At 66.7% G+C, this 17,252-nt stretch carries 21 protein-coding genes; 8 read left to right on the top strand and 13 right to left on the bottom strand.

Annotated elements, in window-relative coordinates; translation table 11 throughout:
• Positions 1-145: 145 nt before the first annotated feature.
• Complete coding sequence (locus JWP60_RS20730; RefSeq protein WP_299795519.1) at positions 146-601, top strand: hypothetical protein; 456 nt, start codon at positions 146-148, stop codon at positions 599-601.
• Positions 602-720: 119 nt separating this feature from the next.
• Here JWP60_RS20730 and JWP60_RS20725 read toward each other — a convergent pair whose 3' ends face one another.
• Complete coding sequence (locus JWP60_RS20725) at positions 721-1,602, bottom strand: competence protein CoiA family protein (RefSeq protein WP_299795517.1); 882 nt, start codon at positions 1,600-1,602, stop codon at positions 721-723.
• Between the two features lie 56 nt (positions 1,603-1,658).
• Positions 1,659-1,964 carry a hypothetical protein gene (locus JWP60_RS20720; RefSeq protein ID WP_299795515.1) on the bottom strand — a complete coding sequence of 102 codons (306 nt, stop codon included), beginning with the start codon at positions 1,962-1,964 and terminating at the stop codon, positions 1,659-1,661.
• 371 nt (positions 1,965-2,335) lie between these two features.
• Between JWP60_RS20720 and JWP60_RS20715 the strand changes: the two genes are divergently transcribed.
• Positions 2,336-2,641 carry a hypothetical protein gene (locus JWP60_RS20715; protein ID WP_299795513.1) on the top strand — a complete coding sequence of 102 codons (306 nt, stop codon included), beginning with the start codon at positions 2,336-2,338 and terminating at the stop codon, positions 2,639-2,641.
• Between the two features lie 7 nt (positions 2,642-2,648).
• Here JWP60_RS20715 and JWP60_RS20710 read toward each other — a convergent pair whose 3' ends face one another.
• Positions 2,649-3,584, bottom strand: a complete 936-nt coding sequence (locus tag JWP60_RS20710; RefSeq protein ID WP_299795511.1) for a terminase small subunit — start codon at positions 3,582-3,584, stop codon at positions 2,649-2,651.
• 132 nt (positions 3,585-3,716) lie between these two features.
• Between JWP60_RS20710 and JWP60_RS20705 the strand changes: the two genes are divergently transcribed.
• Positions 3,717-4,070 (top strand): hypothetical protein, encoded by a 354-nt coding sequence (locus tag JWP60_RS20705; protein ID WP_299795509.1) that lies wholly within the window; start codon positions 3,717-3,719, stop codon positions 4,068-4,070.
• Positions 4,071-4,249: 179 nt separating this feature from the next.
• Here the strand turns inward: JWP60_RS20705 and JWP60_RS20700 are convergent, their stop codons facing one another.
• A complete protein-coding gene (locus JWP60_RS20700) occupies positions 4,250-4,525 on the bottom strand; it encodes a hypothetical protein (RefSeq protein ID WP_299795507.1) in 276 nt (91 codons plus the stop codon).
• A 125-nt stretch (positions 4,526-4,650) separates the two neighbouring features.
• Between JWP60_RS20700 and JWP60_RS20695 the strand changes: the two genes are divergently transcribed.
• Positions 4,651-5,052, top strand: a complete 402-nt coding sequence (locus JWP60_RS20695; protein ID WP_299795505.1) for a hypothetical protein — start codon at positions 4,651-4,653, stop codon at positions 5,050-5,052.
• Positions 5,053-5,088: 36 nt separating this feature from the next.
• Here JWP60_RS20695 and JWP60_RS20690 read toward each other — a convergent pair whose 3' ends face one another.
• From JWP60_RS20690 to JWP60_RS20670, 5 genes are all read right to left on the bottom strand, one after another.
• A complete protein-coding gene (locus JWP60_RS20690) occupies positions 5,089-5,415 on the bottom strand; it encodes a hypothetical protein (RefSeq protein ID WP_299795503.1) in 327 nt (108 codons plus the stop codon).
• Between the two features lie 982 nt (positions 5,416-6,397).
• Positions 6,398-6,520, bottom strand: a complete 123-nt coding sequence (locus JWP60_RS20685) for a hypothetical protein (protein WP_299795502.1) — start codon at positions 6,518-6,520, stop codon at positions 6,398-6,400.
• Between the two features lie 169 nt (positions 6,521-6,689).
• Positions 6,690-7,265, bottom strand: coding sequence for an ImmA/IrrE family metallo-endopeptidase (locus tag JWP60_RS20680; protein WP_299795500.1), 576 nt, complete (start codon positions 7,263-7,265; stop codon positions 6,690-6,692).
• A gap of 24 nt (positions 7,266-7,289) precedes the next feature.
• Positions 7,290-7,649, bottom strand: a complete 360-nt coding sequence (locus tag JWP60_RS20675; RefSeq protein WP_299795498.1) for a hypothetical protein — start codon at positions 7,647-7,649, stop codon at positions 7,290-7,292.
• A 481-nt stretch (positions 7,650-8,130) separates the two neighbouring features.
• On the bottom strand, positions 8,131-9,045 hold the full coding sequence (locus tag JWP60_RS20670) for a LysR family transcriptional regulator (protein ID WP_299795496.1): 915 nt from the start codon (positions 9,043-9,045) through the stop codon (positions 8,131-8,133).
• Positions 9,046-9,130: 85 nt separating this feature from the next.
• Between JWP60_RS20670 and JWP60_RS20665 the strand changes: the two genes are divergently transcribed.
• Positions 9,131-9,877 (top strand): sulfite exporter TauE/SafE family protein, encoded by a 747-nt coding sequence (locus JWP60_RS20665; RefSeq protein ID WP_299795494.1) that lies wholly within the window; start codon positions 9,131-9,133, stop codon positions 9,875-9,877.
• Positions 9,878-9,912: 35 nt separating this feature from the next.
• Here the strand turns inward: JWP60_RS20665 and JWP60_RS20660 are convergent, their stop codons facing one another.
• The 3 genes from JWP60_RS20660 to JWP60_RS20650 are packed head-to-tail and all read right to left on the bottom strand — an operon-like array spanning position 9,913 to position 13,676.
• Positions 9,913-11,664, bottom strand: coding sequence for a CocE/NonD family hydrolase (locus tag JWP60_RS20660; RefSeq protein ID WP_299795492.1), 1,752 nt, complete (start codon positions 11,662-11,664; stop codon positions 9,913-9,915).
• A gap of 25 nt (positions 11,665-11,689) precedes the next feature.
• Positions 11,690-12,688, bottom strand: a complete 999-nt coding sequence (locus JWP60_RS20655; protein ID WP_299795490.1) for a tripartite tricarboxylate transporter substrate binding protein — start codon at positions 12,686-12,688, stop codon at positions 11,690-11,692.
• A 25-nt stretch (positions 12,689-12,713) separates the two neighbouring features.
• Positions 12,714-13,676, bottom strand: coding sequence for an ornithine cyclodeaminase family protein (locus JWP60_RS20650; RefSeq protein ID WP_299795488.1), 963 nt, complete (start codon positions 13,674-13,676; stop codon positions 12,714-12,716).
• Between the two features lie 129 nt (positions 13,677-13,805).
• Between JWP60_RS20650 and JWP60_RS20645 the strand changes: the two genes are divergently transcribed.
• Genes JWP60_RS20645 through JWP60_RS20635 form a run of 3 tightly spaced genes read left to right on the top strand, consistent with a single transcriptional unit; the run spans position 13,806 to position 15,900 of the window.
• Positions 13,806-14,732: a LysR family transcriptional regulator gene (locus JWP60_RS20645; RefSeq protein ID WP_299795486.1), complete on the top strand. Its 927-nt coding sequence runs from the start codon at positions 13,806-13,808 to the stop codon at positions 14,730-14,732.
• Between the two features lie 48 nt (positions 14,733-14,780).
• Complete coding sequence (locus JWP60_RS20640) at positions 14,781-15,065, top strand: PsiF family protein (RefSeq protein ID WP_299795484.1); 285 nt, start codon at positions 14,781-14,783, stop codon at positions 15,063-15,065.
• Positions 15,066-15,069: 4 nt separating this feature from the next.
• Complete coding sequence (locus JWP60_RS20635; RefSeq protein WP_299795483.1) at positions 15,070-15,900, top strand: aldo/keto reductase; 831 nt, start codon at positions 15,070-15,072, stop codon at positions 15,898-15,900.
• 158 nt (positions 15,901-16,058) lie between these two features.
• Here JWP60_RS20635 and JWP60_RS20630 read toward each other — a convergent pair whose 3' ends face one another.
• Positions 16,059-17,249 carry a VWA domain-containing protein gene (locus JWP60_RS20630; RefSeq protein ID WP_299795481.1) on the bottom strand — a complete coding sequence of 397 codons (1,191 nt, stop codon included), beginning with the start codon at positions 17,247-17,249 and terminating at the stop codon, positions 16,059-16,061.
• Positions 17,250-17,252 lie beyond the last annotated feature (3 nt).

Genomic DNA, 17,252 nt, shown 5'->3' with positions numbered 1-17,252 from the left:
CGTCCGACAGCGACCGCCGTGCGGCGCGCGAGGAATGCAGCGCCGAACGCTGCCCCTGCCTGCCGACCGGAATCACACTGACCGGCAGTTCGCATGACGCGTGCAGTGCCTCGCATGCGTAGTCGGCGCGAGCGACAATCAGGCGATGGACATTCATGAGCTACTGCCCGTCCTCGTGCCCAAGGCGATCACCTGGGCCAAGAGCCAAGAGGCCGCGATCCTGCGCGCCGGAGTTCCGCTGAGCCCATCTGGAATCGGCATTGCGCAGCGAGTCGGCGTGGTGGATCCGACCCGTGTCCGGCTGCAAGTCGTTCCGGCGATCCCAACTCCGGACGATCCCGTCATGGCGAGGATCGTGGTGGAGCAGGGTGTTTTCGGCCCGCACACTGGCGGCGTCACGCTCGGATACGGCATCTACCTTGTCGCCGGAAAATGGAACGACCAGTTAGTAGCCCACGAGCTGCGGCACGTGCACCAGTACGAGAGCCTCGGCGGCGTCGAGGGCTTCATGCCAGTCTATCTGGCCCAGATCGCCCAGTGCGGGTACCGGGACGCTCCCTTGGAGAGGGACGCGCGAGCCGCAGCAGGCGAGCCGGTGTAATAGGTCCGCGAGATTGCGGGCTGAGCGTCGGCCCTGCGCAGCACCGCCCGGGACGACCGCGCGTGCTGCAGTCGCGGCGCCCGCACAGGCCCGGCTCAAGGGCCCGCAGCGGCCAGACCTCACCACCAAGGCTCCATGTGGTCGAACCAGAGGTCGCATTCGGGGACGGCCTTCCGCTCGTTCTCCGGAGTGAAGGCGTCCCGTCGGTGCGGCGCGAAGTGGTTGTCGATCTTCAGCAAGGGACCGAACACGGGCCGCTTGATGGCCTTGTAATCTACTTCGTAGCCGCCAACCTCGATGTGCTCGCCGCCCTGTTCGTACCATTCAGCGTACGGGATGTGCCGCTTAGCAATGCCGTAGTGCACCGGCATCACCGAGGCGCCCAGCCCGGGCCACCAGTAGTAGGTGCGCCCGAAGTAGATGCTCTGGAAATAGCGCTCGTACAGGCGCGGGCGGAACTGGGCGTCGGGCAGTTCCGCGTGCAGTGGCACCACCCAGAGAACAGGGATCCGACGCTGCGTGTACGTCAGGGTCCGCTTCAGAATGCTGGTGATGCTCAGAGCACTCGCTTGTACCTCCACGGCCACACGCCCGTTTCGCAGCCTCCCGCTGATGTCCGGGCGCACCTCACGAATGCCGCGCTTCGCGTTTGCTGGAATGGTCCGCTCGGCCTCCCAGCTTCCGTCCGGCGAGCCGGCAGCAAGCTCTGCGCAGATTTGCCGCTTGCAGGCCAGGTGGAGTTCGCCTTCCTTTGCACCTATCGCCGCAGTCCTGGGGGCTTCGTGTGCGAAGTGGTCGACCTTCTCATCGCATTTCCGCACGATGGCGTCGGAGTAGCAGCGGCCACAGTAGAACGGGCCATCTTGCTTCGTGACCTCGCAGGCCCTCACCCAGTTGTGGGTGCGTAGCTGGCGAGCCGCCCCGCCCACGAGTCCGTAGCAGCCGAACTCCTCTGCTTCACGCCTGCGCGCCTTCTCGGCGGCCCCTAACTCGTCATCCAACCCGGGCGCTCCCGAAACGATCTACCAGGTGAGGCCGGCCTCTCGGCCGGTGCGCTCTAGATCGCAGGCGCTTCGCCTCGCGCAATCGCAGCGCGGTCGGCGATCAGCTTCTGGATCATGTTCTTGTTGGCGCGACCCGCCGCGAGAAACCCGTCGATGAAGACCACGGGGTAAACCACGGCCGCTCCGGCTCCCAGGGTCACCACGAGAACCACCACGGCAAACAGGAAGGCCACGAGGCCCAAGATCCAGTTCCCGCAGTACATATAGCCGGCGCCGGGCACCACGAGGTTCAGGAAGGCGGCGACCCACCCCGACTTCTTCTTGCTCTCGACCAACAGCAGCAGTTCAGCATCACTCATTGAATTTCCTCCGGCCGCGACGGTACTGTAAAGCTGAGCCGTTGAAAATAGCGCCTTGCCCTGAGCCGGTCACCGCTCGGGAACAATGGGGCGACCCGTGGGCCTCGCCCTCCTCCGGGCGGACACATTCGCGCGGGTCTTCGTTTCGCACGAGCGTCCGCCACAGCATGGAGCACGCGAGGAGAGTGCTTCGTCCGCAGCCAGGTTGCGGCCGGCCCGGCGCCTGAGGGACGCATGCAAGCCGCAGGACTCGGATCGCCTGCGCTAGGCGGATCAGCGCTCGTACCGCACTGCACCGACCCGCGCGCCGGCTGCGCCGAAATTCGGATGCATCAAGCCAAACGCAGGCCGGATCCGCGCGAGAATTGCGCATGTTCACCGTCGACCTCAACGACCCGTCTCAGTTCACCCGTGACAACATTGCGCGGCTGCTGGGTTCCGTTACTGACACGCAGGCGTGGCAGTTGAGAGTGCGGGCTGACGGCACGGCGTACATGTCCTCCGCCGTCGGCAACCTAGCCTTGGACGGCGTGGTATTTCGGATGGGGAGTTTCGACATGGGGACCGGGTACGTCGGTCCTGACGCCCAGAATGACCGCAGATGGGTGGACCAGGTCTACCGCACGCTGCGGGAAAACTGGCCGGACCCCCAGGACAGCATTGACCCTGCCGCGTAGCTACAAGCTAATCCCCGCTGAAGCCGGTCGCCCGGCGTTCCGCGAGTTTCTGGAGCTGCTTGGCTCGCCCGACCTCCATGGCCGCAGCCATGGCCGCGAGCGCCTCGGGTGAGGTGGCCGCCGCCTGCTGCGCGTTGTCGGCCTCGAATAGGCCTTTGTGCTTGAACAACATGCTCTGAGCGGTCAGCTTGTCGTGGAACTTCACCTCCACGCCATCCTTCGTTTCCTTCACCCCGGCGAACAGAATCGCGGCATCGGCTGGCACCTTGCTGGTGTCGGCGATCACCGTGCGACCCACCCCGTTGCCAAAGCAATTCGGGCAGTCCTCGACCGGCGCGGCGCACTCGTTGAACCCGGGCCCACCCTCCTCGTCGAAGTCGTCCGGCACATAGGCCTTGTCCGCGATTACGCAGTGCGCCTCGCGCTTCCGCTCCTCGTCTTCGTGTCGGCGGCGGTCATCCTCAAATTGGGCAAGCGTGCGCTGGCGCCGGTGGTCGAGGCCACGGCAGTACGGGCAGTTGAAGTAGCGATACTGGGTGAGGTGCCGGTGATCGGCCGTCGCCACCGCGTGGGTGTGCCGCAGCAGCTCCTCGCCGTCAATCTCCAGTTTCTTGCTGCGCTCGGCGACCAGCTCGCGCACCCGTCGCAAAACGTGGGTTTTCGCAAGCGTTCGGGACCCCTCCACAGTCGCGGTTCCTCGCTTGGCCTTGGGGTGCACGGCCATGTAGGCCTGGGTGGCATTGAGCCCGTTCGCGAGGTACGCCTGGGCGAACAGCTCCTCGTTCGCGGTGAGGTTCTTGGCCTCAGCGAGCGCCCAGGCGTCCTCCTCTGAAAGGTCGGCTTGCAGGACGAACTTCCTCGCGTGCGCCGGTGCATTGGGCTTGCCCGCTTTCTTGGCGGCCTCTGGCTTCATCTTCGACGGCGGGGAGTGCTTATCGGACATGGAAGCGATTGTCCGCAGCGTGCTCTCGTGCTCTCCCGTGCTTTTCCGGCAGTCCCTCGCAGGGTCTGCTGGTGCATGAGGCATGCGGGGGAGCCAGCCATGCGGAATGCATCGCGACGCGATAATCAGCGCATGGGCGAAGACGACGAATTGGAGGAGGGTTACTACAGCAACCAGTCGCCGTCGCGGCTGCAGTCGGTGGAGGCCGTGGGCACCTGGGCCAAGTACAACGGCGGGGAACTGCGCGTACGTACCGGTCTAGCCAACGGAGAGTTCGTCTACAACTCGCAGGTGGCGGAGAAGTGGTTGGAGCTGCAAGAGCGCAAGCGCACCGATGCGTACGCAGAGGCGAGCCTGGAAACAGCCCGTCGCGCAGCCGTGGCTTCGGAGCGCGCCGCCAGGTACGCGATGTGGGGCGCGCTCATCTCGGCCGCTTCCGGGATCGTTTTCGCTGCGACGTACTTCATCACCCGCGTTCCCGGCTAGCTTGTCTGGATGCCGGACGGCCGGCCCATCTCGCCCAAGCCCCTCCTGATCGTCGGCAGCGGCTGTTGGTACGCCCTGGCCTCCAGCGACTGACCGCCTCGCGCTTCGGCGAGCCGATTGCGCGGACGACGAAGTCGCGCAGCGCCAACGCAACGGCTGCGACCGCGCCTACGAATTCGTCAATGGAGCAACGGGGACCAGGTCTCCGGCAGGCCTTGCTTCGTGACGTACCGGGTGTAGCCCTTCGCCTCCAGGCGCTGGGCATCCTCTTCGCTGACCACCCAGTAGTCGCCGCTGTTCATGGCCTCCACGATCATGACGATCCACGGCGCATCCGGGTGCACCTCGTTGTGGCGCGTGGCAACAGCCGCCGCCGCGCCGACACGCGCGAAGGGCAGCACCTGGCCGGTAATGACCCCAGCTTCGCGCAGGCCGCGTAGGCGAAGGTTGCTCATGGCCGATTGTGGCTGGACGCGGGTGCTGCGGGGCGCAATGAGAGGCTGAACTCCCAGCCGGCACAATCGACGTGAGGAGAGGCGCGAACATCAGCAAAGCCCTCCTGCCCCGAGCCGGAGGTTAGATGGACAGTGAGTGGAGGATTGAAATGGCGCGCGGCGCGGCGATCACGGGCGCGGGCCTGCGTGACTTCAAGAGCGTCGAAGAAGTGCAGCAATGGGTGGACGAGCATGGCGGTGGCGAAGCCGGAGAGGTCGCCCTTCGCGATGCGGCTGCCAAGGCTAGCGGTGGATACCCGCGCATCCTATCCCTCATCAACGAGTGGCTGGATCGGCAAGACCGGACCCGAGCCGACGCAAAGGCAGCCGAATCCCTGGAGCTGGAGCGGCAAGCCGTGCGCGCCGCGCAGCGCTCAGCCCTAGCATCCGAACGGGCAGCGAGATATGCGATGTGGAGTGCCCTCGTCTCGCTCGCGGCGGCCATCGTCTCCGCCGCCGCGTACTGGCTCACGCGGGTCCCGAGCTGAGACCTGCTCTTCGCAGACTGCGCAGGAGGAGATTGCTCATGGGCCGGCCCCGGTAGCCTTGGCGATGGCGGCATCCAGCGCTTCGACTACCGCACGCGCTTCAGTATTCCCGACGCTTGCGAGTAGTGCTCGCGCGCGCCTGGCACCATCGAGCAGTTCCCACGATGCTGCGGCGAGCTGTGCATTCGCTTCAAGGTTGTGCATCTTCTGGTCACGCAGGCGGAACACCGCCGGCGCAGTCATCGGAAGGGCTGCACTCTTGATCAGGATCGGGTTTCTGCCGCCTGGCTGCCGGACGATGATCCACGGTCCCGGCGTCGGTGCATGCACGCTCGTCGAGGCGGGCCATGGGCCAGTTGTCATCGCGCTACTCCTTTGTTGAGGGTGCATTCTCCGGATACTGGAGCCCTGGTCGACGCCCGCGCCCCGCTCGCGAAAGCCCGATTCTTCAGCAACGCCAGATGGGTCATGAACCTCTCCATCGACTCCTCGGCTGACCGTCCAGGCAGTCAACCGGCTGACGGTAGGGCTCGGGAACCTGAGAAGGGCGCCCCGAACTGTACCGGGGGCAACTCCTCATCCACGAGGATTGCGCCGTGGCGACGGCTGCATCTGCAGTTGAAGTAGGCGCCACCGCAGCGCTCGCTCGCGCATCGGCCTCAGACCGCGCAGGCCACGCCAGGCCAAGTGCTTCTGGTGAGTTGATGCGCATTCACGAATCTTCCTAGGGGTGGCGCCGCCCCTCCTGATGCACGTCACCGCCGGGCGTGAGACTGTGCTGCCGGTTCTGCGAGCACCACTGAAAAAGCCCGCCGAAGCGGGCCAGGGGAGTGAGCCAGCGCTGTTACTTGGTTCGGAGCGACTTGTAGAAGATGACGGACCCGACCACCGTCCAGAAGACGGGGGCTCCCCACTTCAGGGCGGAAATCCACCCGGCGTTCTCTGCCAAGGTGAGGGCGCCGGCCAAGACTAGGAAGAGTCCGAACCCGATTCCCAGTGCGTCGCGCGGCGGGCGAGCGTTGGTCTTCGAGTCCTCCATTACCGGCCCGCCTTTCGTTTCGGCGCAGGAGAGCGGACGGCGACGCGTTCCACCACGGTGGTGCTCGGGCGCCGCTGCGCCTCGCGCACGGGGATGAACTGGCCCGATTTCGCATCGCGGCCGCGGGGAGTCGTTTTGTTGCCTGACATGTTGATGTCCTTTGATGTGGCGTTGGTGATGACGGTGCCAGGGCCAACCCCTGGCACTCGTCGGATCGTTGAAGCCACAGCGTCAGGCTGCGACCCGCACACGGTCTTCGACCGTCCATACCGGTATGAACCGGGCGTCTACGCCGCTAACGGCGGGTCAGGCTTTGACCCAGAAGCGGAAGAACTGGGCGTTCTTCGGGTAGATCACACGGCCATTCTTGAGACGAATGGACCGGCAATACACCCAACGGCCGCCCTGCTGGTTCTCGTTGGTCGACATGCGACCTCCTTGAATTGAAGGGGCTATCCGGGATGTTCTCTACCCAAACCGTCGCCGCGGGCGTAAACTCGCGGGGTCCTGACAAGACATCGGTTCGGGGTGGCTGGTCAAACCCGCTTCACCAACCACAGGCCTGCGAAGTGTTGCAACCACTTCGTGGGCTTTTTCTTTACAGCTTGCGCGAGATCAGCCTCTCCTTGATCAGCCGTTCTAGGCGGTACGTAGCGGCCTCGACGCTGGTGCCACACATCTCTGCCAAGTCATACGCGTTTCGCGCCTGCTGGCACGCGTCCATCGGCATCATCACCGCCGCCGTCATTGCCTTGGCCTGCCACTCGCTGTCTTCGTAGAACTTGTGCTGGCCGACAGCGCCGCGACGCAGGGTGACATGGTGCTTCAGGACGATGTGCGCGACCTCGTGGATCACGGTGCTGCGCGAGAAGACGGAGTCGCGGAACAGGCCGTCGTAGACGTCCTGCCGCAGCACCACCAGGCCCTCGTCAGGGATGGTGAAGGCCGCGCAGTCTTCCAGGTTGTGAGCGTGTTCGACGTGAAACTCGTATTCCGCCTGACGCAGCGTGCGCTCAAGCACGCGCGCGCCGTCGATCTTGTACTGCGAGCCGCGCTCCCGGGGGAGCAGGGGGCGCAGGCTGTCCGCCGCGAGTTCCAGCTTAGCGTAGCTGGTAGGGGCGACCTTCATACCGGTGGGCAGCCTGCTGCGATGTCCGTTCCCTAGCGTCGTCATGTCTTCCTCGGTCCTCTAGTGTGGTTACTTCCGGTCTTTGAGCCAGTTCTCGATGCCCGTGGGCGGTTTGCCGTTCTCTTGCAGCTTGCGCGCGAAGGCGTACACCATCGCGCGCGCATCAGCCGACATGTCCTTCGTGTTGATGGACTCGATCGACTTCGCACCGGCGTCGCGCAGCGCCGCCAGCTCGTTCTTCGGCACGCCGGCACGCTCAAAGAAGCGAACCGCCATATCGATGTGGCCCTCGTTCAGCTTCTTATCGCCGTACTCCAACGCGCTCAGGTGCGCGGAACTAATCAACATGGCTTCGGCCTGCTCCTTCAGCGAAAGATCGAGCTCCATTCGCAGTAGTCGGGCCTTCTTCCCGAATTCATTGAGGCGCATCCTTTTCTCCTGGTCTCCGTTGCGGGTGGGTCTTTGCGTGAGCGTCTCTACTGTAGCACAGACATTTTCCAAATGGAAAATAAATTCGTTGTGCAGAGCACAAGTTCCCGGGCGGCTTTGCACGAAGACTTGCCCCGCACGGCTGCAAGGGCGGCGTCACCCGAAGCACCGCGCATGGGCGTGCTGAAGCCCATGCTGCCTGATGCCCCACCACGAGCCTGAGCTGGCCGCTGGGCGGGCGTGCGGCACCAGCGCGCGGTGTGGTGCTCTTGGAGCTTCGTGCTGGTTGATCCGCCTTCGCGTCGCGCTACCGTCCGGCGTACCCGCTACTGGCCCACCACCAGCTTGCGGCGGCGGATGATCGGGACCGCCCGGTGCGCCCTGATACCGGTGGTGCTCACCATCCGCCAGCCGGTGCTAACGACGGTACTTCTGACGGTACCTCGCGAACGGATGCGGCGAAGGAGCTATGCTTTCAAGCTCAAACGGGGGGTAATTGGACTCCCGCCGGGGGCGCCACCAGCCGCCATGCGCGCAGCAGCGCGTCGGCCACCTGCGCGCGCAGGGCAGGGCCACCTTCGCGGTGGCACACCAGCAGGCGCCGCTGCGCCCATCGCTCTTCCAGCCGCACACACGCCACCGCTGCGCCCGCATGCAGGTCCACCACGGCCTGCGGCAGCACCGTCACTCCCGCCCCCCGGGCGACCAGTTGCAGCACGCCTGCCGCTTGCGGATACGTGAATCGCGCTGGCAGCCTTGCGCCGAGTGCCGCGGCGCGCAGTTGCAGGTGCGCGGACAGCGCGCTCTGTTCGCCCCACGCAACCCAGGGTTGACCCAGCACGGCCGCGAAGGGCACGCTTTCGCAGGCCGCCAGCGCGTGGCCAGTCGCGACCACCAGCACCAGCGGATCGGGCCCGAGTTCGCGCGCCAGCAGCCCGCGCGTGTCGACCGCATCCGAGACGATGCCGACCTCCGCCGCGCCCGAGCGCAAAGCCTGCACGGTCGCTTCGCTCGCGCTTTCGCGCACCACGACAGTCCGGCCATCCCCAGCGCAGTCGGCGAGTGCCGGTGCCAGCGGCCGCGCGAGCGCGGAGCTGTTGGCGAGAACGACGAGGGGCTGCACCGGTGCGCCCCGCGCCAGCAGCAGATCGCGCTCCAGCCGCTGGACCTGCTCGAAGACCAGCCGCGCATGGCGCGCCAGGATCTCGCCCGCCAGCGTCGGCGTGACGCCGCGCGCCTGCCGGTGCAGCAGCACGAGCTCGTTGGCCTCTTCGAGGGCCCGGATGCGGGCGCTGACGGCCGCCAGCGTCAGGTGGCAGCGCTGCGCAGCGGCCGTCATGCTGCCGGCGTCGCATACCTGCAGGAAGACCTGGAGGTCGGTCCAGTCGAAGCGCATGGATCGATTATGGGCAGGCGCCCACGCGCGAGCCTCAATGAAAGATGGATGGTGCCGGCCCTGCGAGGCCGCGACACTGCCCGCCATGTCGTTCGCGCATCTTCCCGAGCTGGCGCTCGTGGGCCTCGTCTTCTTTGCCGCGGGCGTGGTGAAAGGCGTGCTTGGAATGGGACTGCCCACCTTCGCGATGGGCTTTCTCGGCCTGCTCATGACGGTGCCGCAGGCGGCCGGCCTGCTCACTCTGCCTTCGCTGCTGACCAACCTGTGGCAGGGCCTGGTCGGGCCCGGCCTGCGCCCGCTGCTGCGACGCTTGTGGCCGCTGCAACTTGCGATCGTCGTGGGCGTCGCTGCCGCGGCCTGGCTGCCGCTGCCCAACGAGGGGCTCGGCCGGCAACTGCTCGGTGCCTGCCTGCTAGCCTATGGCGTCGGTGGACTGGCCGGCTGGCGCCCGCGGCGGCCCCGGCCCGGGCGGGAAGCCCTGGCCAGCACGATCGCGGGCGTCACGACGGGGCTGGTCACCGGGCTGACCGGCGTCTTCGTGCTACCGGCTGTGCCCTATCTGCAGTGGCTGCGACTCGACCGCGACGCGCTGGCGCAGGCGCTGGGGCTGTCCTTCTCCACGTCGACGATCGCGCTCGCTGCCTTGCTCGCAGCGCGTGGCGAGCTGGGCATGGCGGCATCGCTGCAGTCGGCGCTCGCGCTCGTGCCGGCGCTGGCGGGCATGGCCGTCGGCCAGCGGCTGCGCTCGCACCTGAGCGAGGCCGGGTTCCGCCGCTGCTTCCTTGTGGGGCTGGTGCTGCTGGGAGCGTGGGCTATCGTCGCCGGCGGGTGAGGCCGGCGACTTTGCTCAACACACCTGCACGTGTACTACGTGCGCTTGGGCGGAATCAGCGGCAGCGTCACGTAGTTCTGTTTGCCGCCGCTGAAGTGCAGGCGGTTGCGCTTGCCGAAAACCTCGGGCGGGCGATCTCCCGCATCGTCGTGCACGAAGGGGCCGCAGCCCTTCATGGGGTTCTTCATGTTCGACAGGGTCGCGGCCGGTCCGTCGAACTCGTAGTCCTTGCCACGCACGGACAGGCCGATGCGATAACCCGGCGGCACCACGATGCACGTCGGCCAGATCTCCACATCGAGCGCGACGCACTCGCCCGGCTTGAGCGGCTGCACCTCGTCATGCGTGTAGTACGGCCGGTAGGGCAGGCTCAGCCTGGCGTCCTGCTTGCGGTGCGAGGCGCGCAGCCAGCCTTGGCCGATGGGCGTGTTCGGATCGAGCGCACCATGGAACACGACCTCCTTGCCTTGCGGATCGAACACGCGCAGCACCGCGAACACGTCGGCATCGGTGGTCTCGGACGAGAGGTTCAGGCGCAGCACCGAAGGCCCGGTGATCTCGGTCTCCTCCTTCAGCGGCTCGCTCATGAAGGTGAGGCCGTCGCCCATCGCCTCGTACTCGGTGTCCTGCGCATCGGCGGGCGCCTGCGTGCCCAGGCGCATGGTGCGCGGATCGAGATAGAAGCGCGTCCACTCGGTGCGCGCCAGCGGCCATTCGTTTTCCAGCCGCACCTCGAAGCGGTCGATGCGGCGCACCTTCAGTTGCACGGCGGGGTGCCGGTCCCAGCCGTTGGCCTCGCCCTTGAGGAAGTGGTTGAAGAAGCGCTTCTGCAGGGCGACACCGTAGTCGGTATAGAACTCCGCCCAGTGCGCGCCACCGTGCACCTCCAGCCATTTCTGCGGCGAGGCCGAACGCATGAAGCCTTCGATGTTGCCGCGCAGGTGCAGGCCCTGGCCGCCCCAGTTGGCCGCCGACAGCAGGGGCACTTCGATCCTGGAGAAGTCCGGCGAACGCGCGCGGTAGTAGGCGTCGTCCAGCGGGTGCTCCAGGAACTCCTGCCACATGTTGACGCGGTTCTTCGCCAGTTCCTCGTCGGGCAGCGTCTCGGGTCCGCAGACCAGTTCGCCGGTGACGGCGCTGCGGGCGCCGCGCTCGCCGCGTCCGTGCTGCACGGTCTTGACCTGCATGTCGTGCCAGTTCTTGGCAAACACACTGAGGATGCCGCCGTGGTGCGATGCTTCGCGATAGCGGTCGGTGTTGCCCTCCCAGCAGCAGATCGCCGCCAGGTGCGCCGGCTGCCTGGCGGCGGCGCGCCATGCGTTGATCGCGTAATAGGAGATGCCGTTCATGCCGACCTTGCCGGTCGACCACGGCTGCACCCCCGCCCACTCGATGCATTCGACGATGTCCTGCGTCTCCTGCGGGGAGTGCTGGTTCGACACGCCGGGCGAGCGGCCCGCGCCGCGCGAGTCGACGCGGATGCAGACATAGCCGTCCGGCACCCACTTCTCGGGATCGACCACCTCCCAGTTCTGGTACTTGTTCGACGAGCCCCGCGCGACGTCCGGGTACTCGTCGATCATCAGCTTCCAGGCGGTGGAGTAGCCCTCCTGGAATGACAGGCCCTTGCCATACGGGCCGTAGCTCAGGATGACCGGGTAGGGTCCGTCGCCCACCGGCCGGAAGATGTCGCAGCGCATGGCCACGCCATCGGACATGGGGATGGGCACATCCCAGTCGATCCGCATGCCGTCGCGGACCTCGCTCTTGTAATCGACTGCAGTCATGGATTTCCTTGGTCGGTGCGGCCGCTCATTCGGCCTTGATGTTCTTCTCGGTGATGATGCGGCTCCACATCGCCTTCTCGGCAACGGTGTCGCGCGTCAGCTGCTCGGGCGTGCTGGCCATCAGTTCGTAGCCGTTCTTGTCCACGCGCTCCTTGAAAGCCGGCTCGTTGACGATCTTCGTCAGCGCCGCGCTCAGGCGATCGCGCACTGCGTCGGGCAGGCCCTTGGGCCCGTAGACGCCTTGCCAGATGAAGGCGGAGACACCGGGGATGCCCTGCTCGGCGACCGTGGGCACGCTGGGCACGGCAGGGACCCTCTTCGGGCCGATGATCGCCAGGCCGTGCAGCTTGCCGGCGTCCACCAGCGGCTGCGAGAAGCCGACGCTGTCGCACATGTAGTCGACCTCGCCCGCGGCCAGTGCGGCCTGCGCGGGCGCCGCGCCCTTGTAGGCGACGTGCAGCGTGTTGATGCCGGTCGCCATGTTGAACAGCTCGCACGCCAGGTGGCCACCGCTGCCGATGCCCACGCTCGAATAACTCAGCTTGCCCGGCTTCGACTTCGCCAGCGCCACGAACTCCTTCACGTTGGTCACCGGCAGCTTGGCCGAGGTGAGCAGGTACATCGGGTAGCGCAGCACCATCATCACCGGCTTGAAGTCGGCGACGGGATCGAAGGGCGCGGGGTTGTGCAGCAGCGGCCCGATCACGTGCGCGCTGTTCGAGGTGAAGAGCAGCGTGTAGCCGTCGGGTGGCGCATCGCGGACGGCAGTGCTGCCGATGACGCCGGTGGCGCCCGGCTTGTCTTCGACGATCACCGGCTGGCCGAGCACTTCGCTCAGGCGCTGCCCGATGACGCGCGCATAGACGTCGGTCGGGCCGCCTGCCGGGAAGGGCACGATCATGCGGATCGGGCGGCTGGGCCACGCCTGCGCCATCGCGCCGGTGGCGGCCAGGGTGAGGCCGAGGGCCAGCACGGCGCGGCGTAACAGCCGCGGCCTGCGCGCTTCGGTGCGCATTGGATTCATCTGCTTGTCTCCTTGGTATGGGTCTTCACTCGAGCTCCGGGGGCAGCGCGCTGCCGACGTCCCGTTGCGCAGCCAACGCGAGCAGGCGGGCGCCCACCGCCACGTCCTGCACGGCCAGGCCATGCGACTCGAAACAGGTGATCTGGCCATCGTGTGCACGGCCGGGCGCGCGACCGATCAGGACATCCCCCAATTCCGCGACCTGGCCCCAGCCGATGCGGCCTTTTTCGATCATCGGCAGCAGGTCCCCGCACTCGCGCCGCGCGACCTCGCGGCTGTCCGTCACGATCAGCTCGCAGCGGCCAAGGGTGGTTTCGTCAAGTTCCCGCCGACTCAGCATGTTGCTGCCCGCGGCATTGACATGCGTGCCCTCGGCAAGCCAGGCACCGTCGAAGACGGGCGTCTCGCTGCTGGTGATGGTGGTGACGATGTCGCTGCCTTCGACCGCCTCGCGCGCGCTCGCGGCGGGGCGCACATCGACGCCGAGCCGCCGTGCCAGCGCATCGCAGAACACGGTCAGCCGATCGCGATCGCGCGCATGGACCTTCACCGTGGCGATCGGGCGCACCAGGCACACGGCTTCGACCTGCGCAGCCGCCTGCTTGCCCGATCCGAACACGCCCAGGGTGCGCGCGTCGGCACGGGCCAATTGGTGCGTGGCGACCCCGCTGGCCGCGCCTGTGCGCATGCGCCCGAGCAGGCCGGCTTGCAGGATGCCCAGCAAGCGGCCGCTGCGGCTGTCATACAGATGCAGCAGGAAGCGCACGACGCCCCGGTGCACGGTGTAGACCTTGTAGCCCATCGCACCCTGGCTGGGCACGAGCCCCTGCAGCAGGTGCATGCTGGTCTCGGGCGAGCGCAGGCGATCGCGCGGCAGGTTGGTGGCTTCGCCGCGCGCGAGTTCGGCCATCGCCTGCTCCACGGCCTCGAGCGCGAGGGGCATGGTCAGCAGGTGTTCGACGTCCTGCTCGCTGAGAAATCGTGCCATCTGCGGCGCACTATAGGGAGGCGCCCGTCATCGCGGAAATACCAAATTGTGACGTTCGCCATCAGATAATTGAATGGCACACGACGCTGCAGCACCCTGTCAGCGAGTTCGCCGATGGAGACCGTGACCTTGGACCTGACCCAGCTGAAGTACTTCCTGCGCGTGGCCGAACTGCGCAGTTTCAGCAAGGCGGCGGACGCGCTGCACGTGGCGCAGCCGGCCATCACCCGCCAGATCCGCCTGCTGGAAGAGGAGCTGGGCGTGCCGCTGTTCCACCGGCACAGCCGCGGCTCCGAGCCCACCGAAGCCGGCCGGCTGCTCGAGGTGCGTGCCGCCGCCCTGCTGCGCATGGCGGACCAGACGCGGATCGACGTGATCTCGCGCGCGCAGGTGCCGACCGGCACGGTGCGCATCGGCTTTCCGCCTTCGGTGGGCAATCTCCTGATCGGCAGCACCGTGGCGCGCTACCGTGCCCACTACCCCGACGTGCTGGTGAGCCTCGCCGAGGGCTACAACCAGGTGCTGCAGGAATGGATGTTGTCGGATCGCCTAGATGTCGCGGTGATGACCGAATTCCACAGCCACCCCTTGCTGGAATCGCGGCTGCTGTTCGAGGAGGGCTTGTGGCTCCTGGGCCCCGCGGGCGGGGAACAGCGCAGCTACGCGATCGCGGACCTGCGGCAGCTGCCCTTGATCCAGACCAGCCACCACAACTCGCTGCGCATGCTGCTGGAGAAGGCGGCCGCCGCCCACGGCTTCGCGTTGAACATCGTGATCCAGGCGGAGGCGCTGGACGTGATCAAGCAACTGGTGCGGCGAGGGGTGGGCTATCACGTCACTCCGTACTCCGTTGTGGGCGGCGATGCGGACGGCGGCAGCTTCTCCGGCGGGCCGGTGCAGGCGCTGTCGATTTCGCGCCATCTGGTGTGGCGCACCGACCGGCCGCGGACGGTGGCGATCTCCGAGATGAACCGCATGCTGATCGAGCAGTTGCAGATCGCCGCCTCCGCGCGCGGCGCCTTGATCCGGCTGGCGCCCGACCTGCAGGGCGCCTGAGCCGCAGGGTGGCCGATAATTTCACCCAACTGCCCTGGAAGGAACCCGATGAAGCGCACCGCCATCGCCCTCGCCGCCATGCTCCTGGCGACCGCAGTCCAGGCGCAGCAGCTGCGGCGCGAGCCGACGCCGCAGCAGCAATTGATGACGACCTGCCGCTACGAGGCCGATACGCGCGAGCTGAAAGGCAGCGAGCACAATCGCTTCCTGGGCGCCTGCCTCGCGGCCGGCCGCCAGCGGCAGCAGAAGGTGATGCAGGAGTGCAATGCCGAGGCACGCGGCAAGACCGGCGAGGCACGGCGCGCGTTCATCAGCGAATGCTCCAGGAGGTGAAGGCATGAAGCGCGTCCTCCCCTGCGGCGAAACGGTGCCGGCGCTCGGCCAGGGGACCTGGAACCTCGGTGACGATCCGGCTCTGCGCCAGCAGGAGATTGCAGCGCTGCGCCGCGGGCTCGACCTGGGCCTGACGCTGGTGGACACGGCGGAGATGTATGGCGACGGCCGCTCGGAACTGCTGGTGGGCGAGGCGATCGCCGGCCGCCGCGACCAGGTCTTCCTGGTCAGCAAGGTCTACCCGCACAACGCGTCGGCCAAGGCAATGCGCAAGTCGTGCGAGGCGAGTCTTGGCCGGCTGCGGGTGGAGACGATCGATCTCTATCTGCTGCACTGGCCGGGCAGCGTTCCCTTGGCCGAGACGGTGGAGGGCTTCGAGGCACTGCGCCGGGCGGGCAAGATCCGCCACTGGGGCGTGAGCAACTTCGACACCGATGCGATGCAGGACCTGTGGGGCACGCCCGGCGGCGGCGCGGTGCAGGTCAACCAGGTCCTCTACAACCTCGCCGAGCGCGGCATCGATTGGGACCTGCGCCCGTGGTTGCACGCGCAAGCAATTCCCGTGATGGCCTATTCGCCCTTCGACCAGGGACGGCTGCTGCGCGCGCCGGCGCTGGTGCGCTTCGCGCAGCGTCAGGGCATGACGGTGTCGCAGGTCGCGCTGGCCTGGCTGCTGGCGCAGGAGGGCGTGATTGCGATTCCGAAGAGCGGCAGCCGGGAGCGGGTGGAGGAGAACGCCGGGGCGCTGGCGCGGCCCTTGTCTGCCGCACAGCTCGAAGAACTGGATCGCCTGTTCCCGCCGCCGCAGGAGGCGACGCCCTTGGCGATGTTGTGAGACCCCAGCGGATGTCATCCCGGGCTTGACCCGGGATCCACGACGGCGCATCCGCCGTCGCAGCGTGGATTGCGGGTCAAGCCCGCAATGACATCCAGGCAAGGGCACTCGCGGCCGTGGACTCTCGTGGCGTGGGTTGCCGAAGGCCCCACCAGCCCTCACTTCACCAGCAGCCGCATCGCCTCTTCCAGCCCCTTGATCGTCAGCGGATACATGCGGTGGTTCATCAACTGCTGCATCACCGCGATGCTTTGGCGGTACTGCCACACGCCTTGCGGCTCGGGGTTGATCCAGACGAACTTGGGGAAGGCGCTGGTCAGGCGCTGGATCCATTGCGCGCCCGCCTCCTCGTTGTTGTATTCGACGCTGCCGCCCGGTTGCAGGATCTCGTACGGGCTCATCGTCGCGTCGCCCACGAAGATCAGCTTGTAGTCCTTGTTGTACTTGCGCAGGATGTCCCAGGTCGGAAACTTCTCGCTGAAGCGCCGGCGGTTGTTCTTCCACATGAAGTCGTAGACGCAGTTGTGGAAGTAGTAGAACTCCAGATGCTTGAACTCCGCCTTGGCCGCGGAGAACATCTCCTCGACGCGGTGGATGTGTTCGTCCATCGTGCCACCCACGTCCATCAGCAGCAGCACCTTCACGTTGTTGTGCCGCTCCGGCACCATCCTGATGTCCAGCCACCCTGCGTTCGCCGCGGTGGCCCTGATGGTGTCGTCGAGATCCAGTTCTTCCTCGGCGCCCTCGCGCGCGAACTTGCGCAGGCGGCGCAGCGCGATCTTGATGTTGCGCGTGCCCAGCTCCTGGCTGTCGTCGTAGTCCTTGTACGCGCGCTGGTCCCACACCTTCACCGCGCTCTTGTTGCGGCTCTTGTCCTGGCCGATGCGGATGCCTTGCGGATTGAAGCCGTAGGCGCCGAAAGGCGAGGTGCCGCCGGTGCCTATCATCTTGCTGCCGCCTTCGTGCCGGTCCTTCTGTTCCTCGAAGCGCTTCTTCAGCGTCTCCATCAGCTCGTCCCACCCCATCTTCTCGATCTTCGCCTTCTCCTCGGGCGAGAGTTCGAGTTCGAGGTTCTTGCGCAGCCACTCGAGCGGGATCTCCTTGGTGAAGTCGGCCAGCAGCTCCACGCCCTTGAAGTAGGCCGCGAAGGCGCGGTCGAACTTGTCGTAGTGCTTCTCGTCCTTCACCAGCGCCGTGCGGGCGAGATAGTAGAAGTCGTCCAGGCTGTACTGCCCGTCGCTCTCGGGCCCGACCACGCCTGCCTGCAAGGCCTGCAGCAGGACGAGGTACTCCTTGACGGAGACGGGCAGCTTGGCGCTGCGCAGCGTGTAGAAGAAGTCGATCAGCATGTC

The sequence above is a fragment of the Ramlibacter sp. genome, from assembly GCF_028291745.1.
Classification (GTDB): domain Bacteria; phylum Pseudomonadota; class Gammaproteobacteria; order Burkholderiales; family Burkholderiaceae_C; genus Ramlibacter.
Note: the sequence above shows the minus strand (reverse complement) of the source record. Positions and strands in the feature narration are given on the sequence as shown.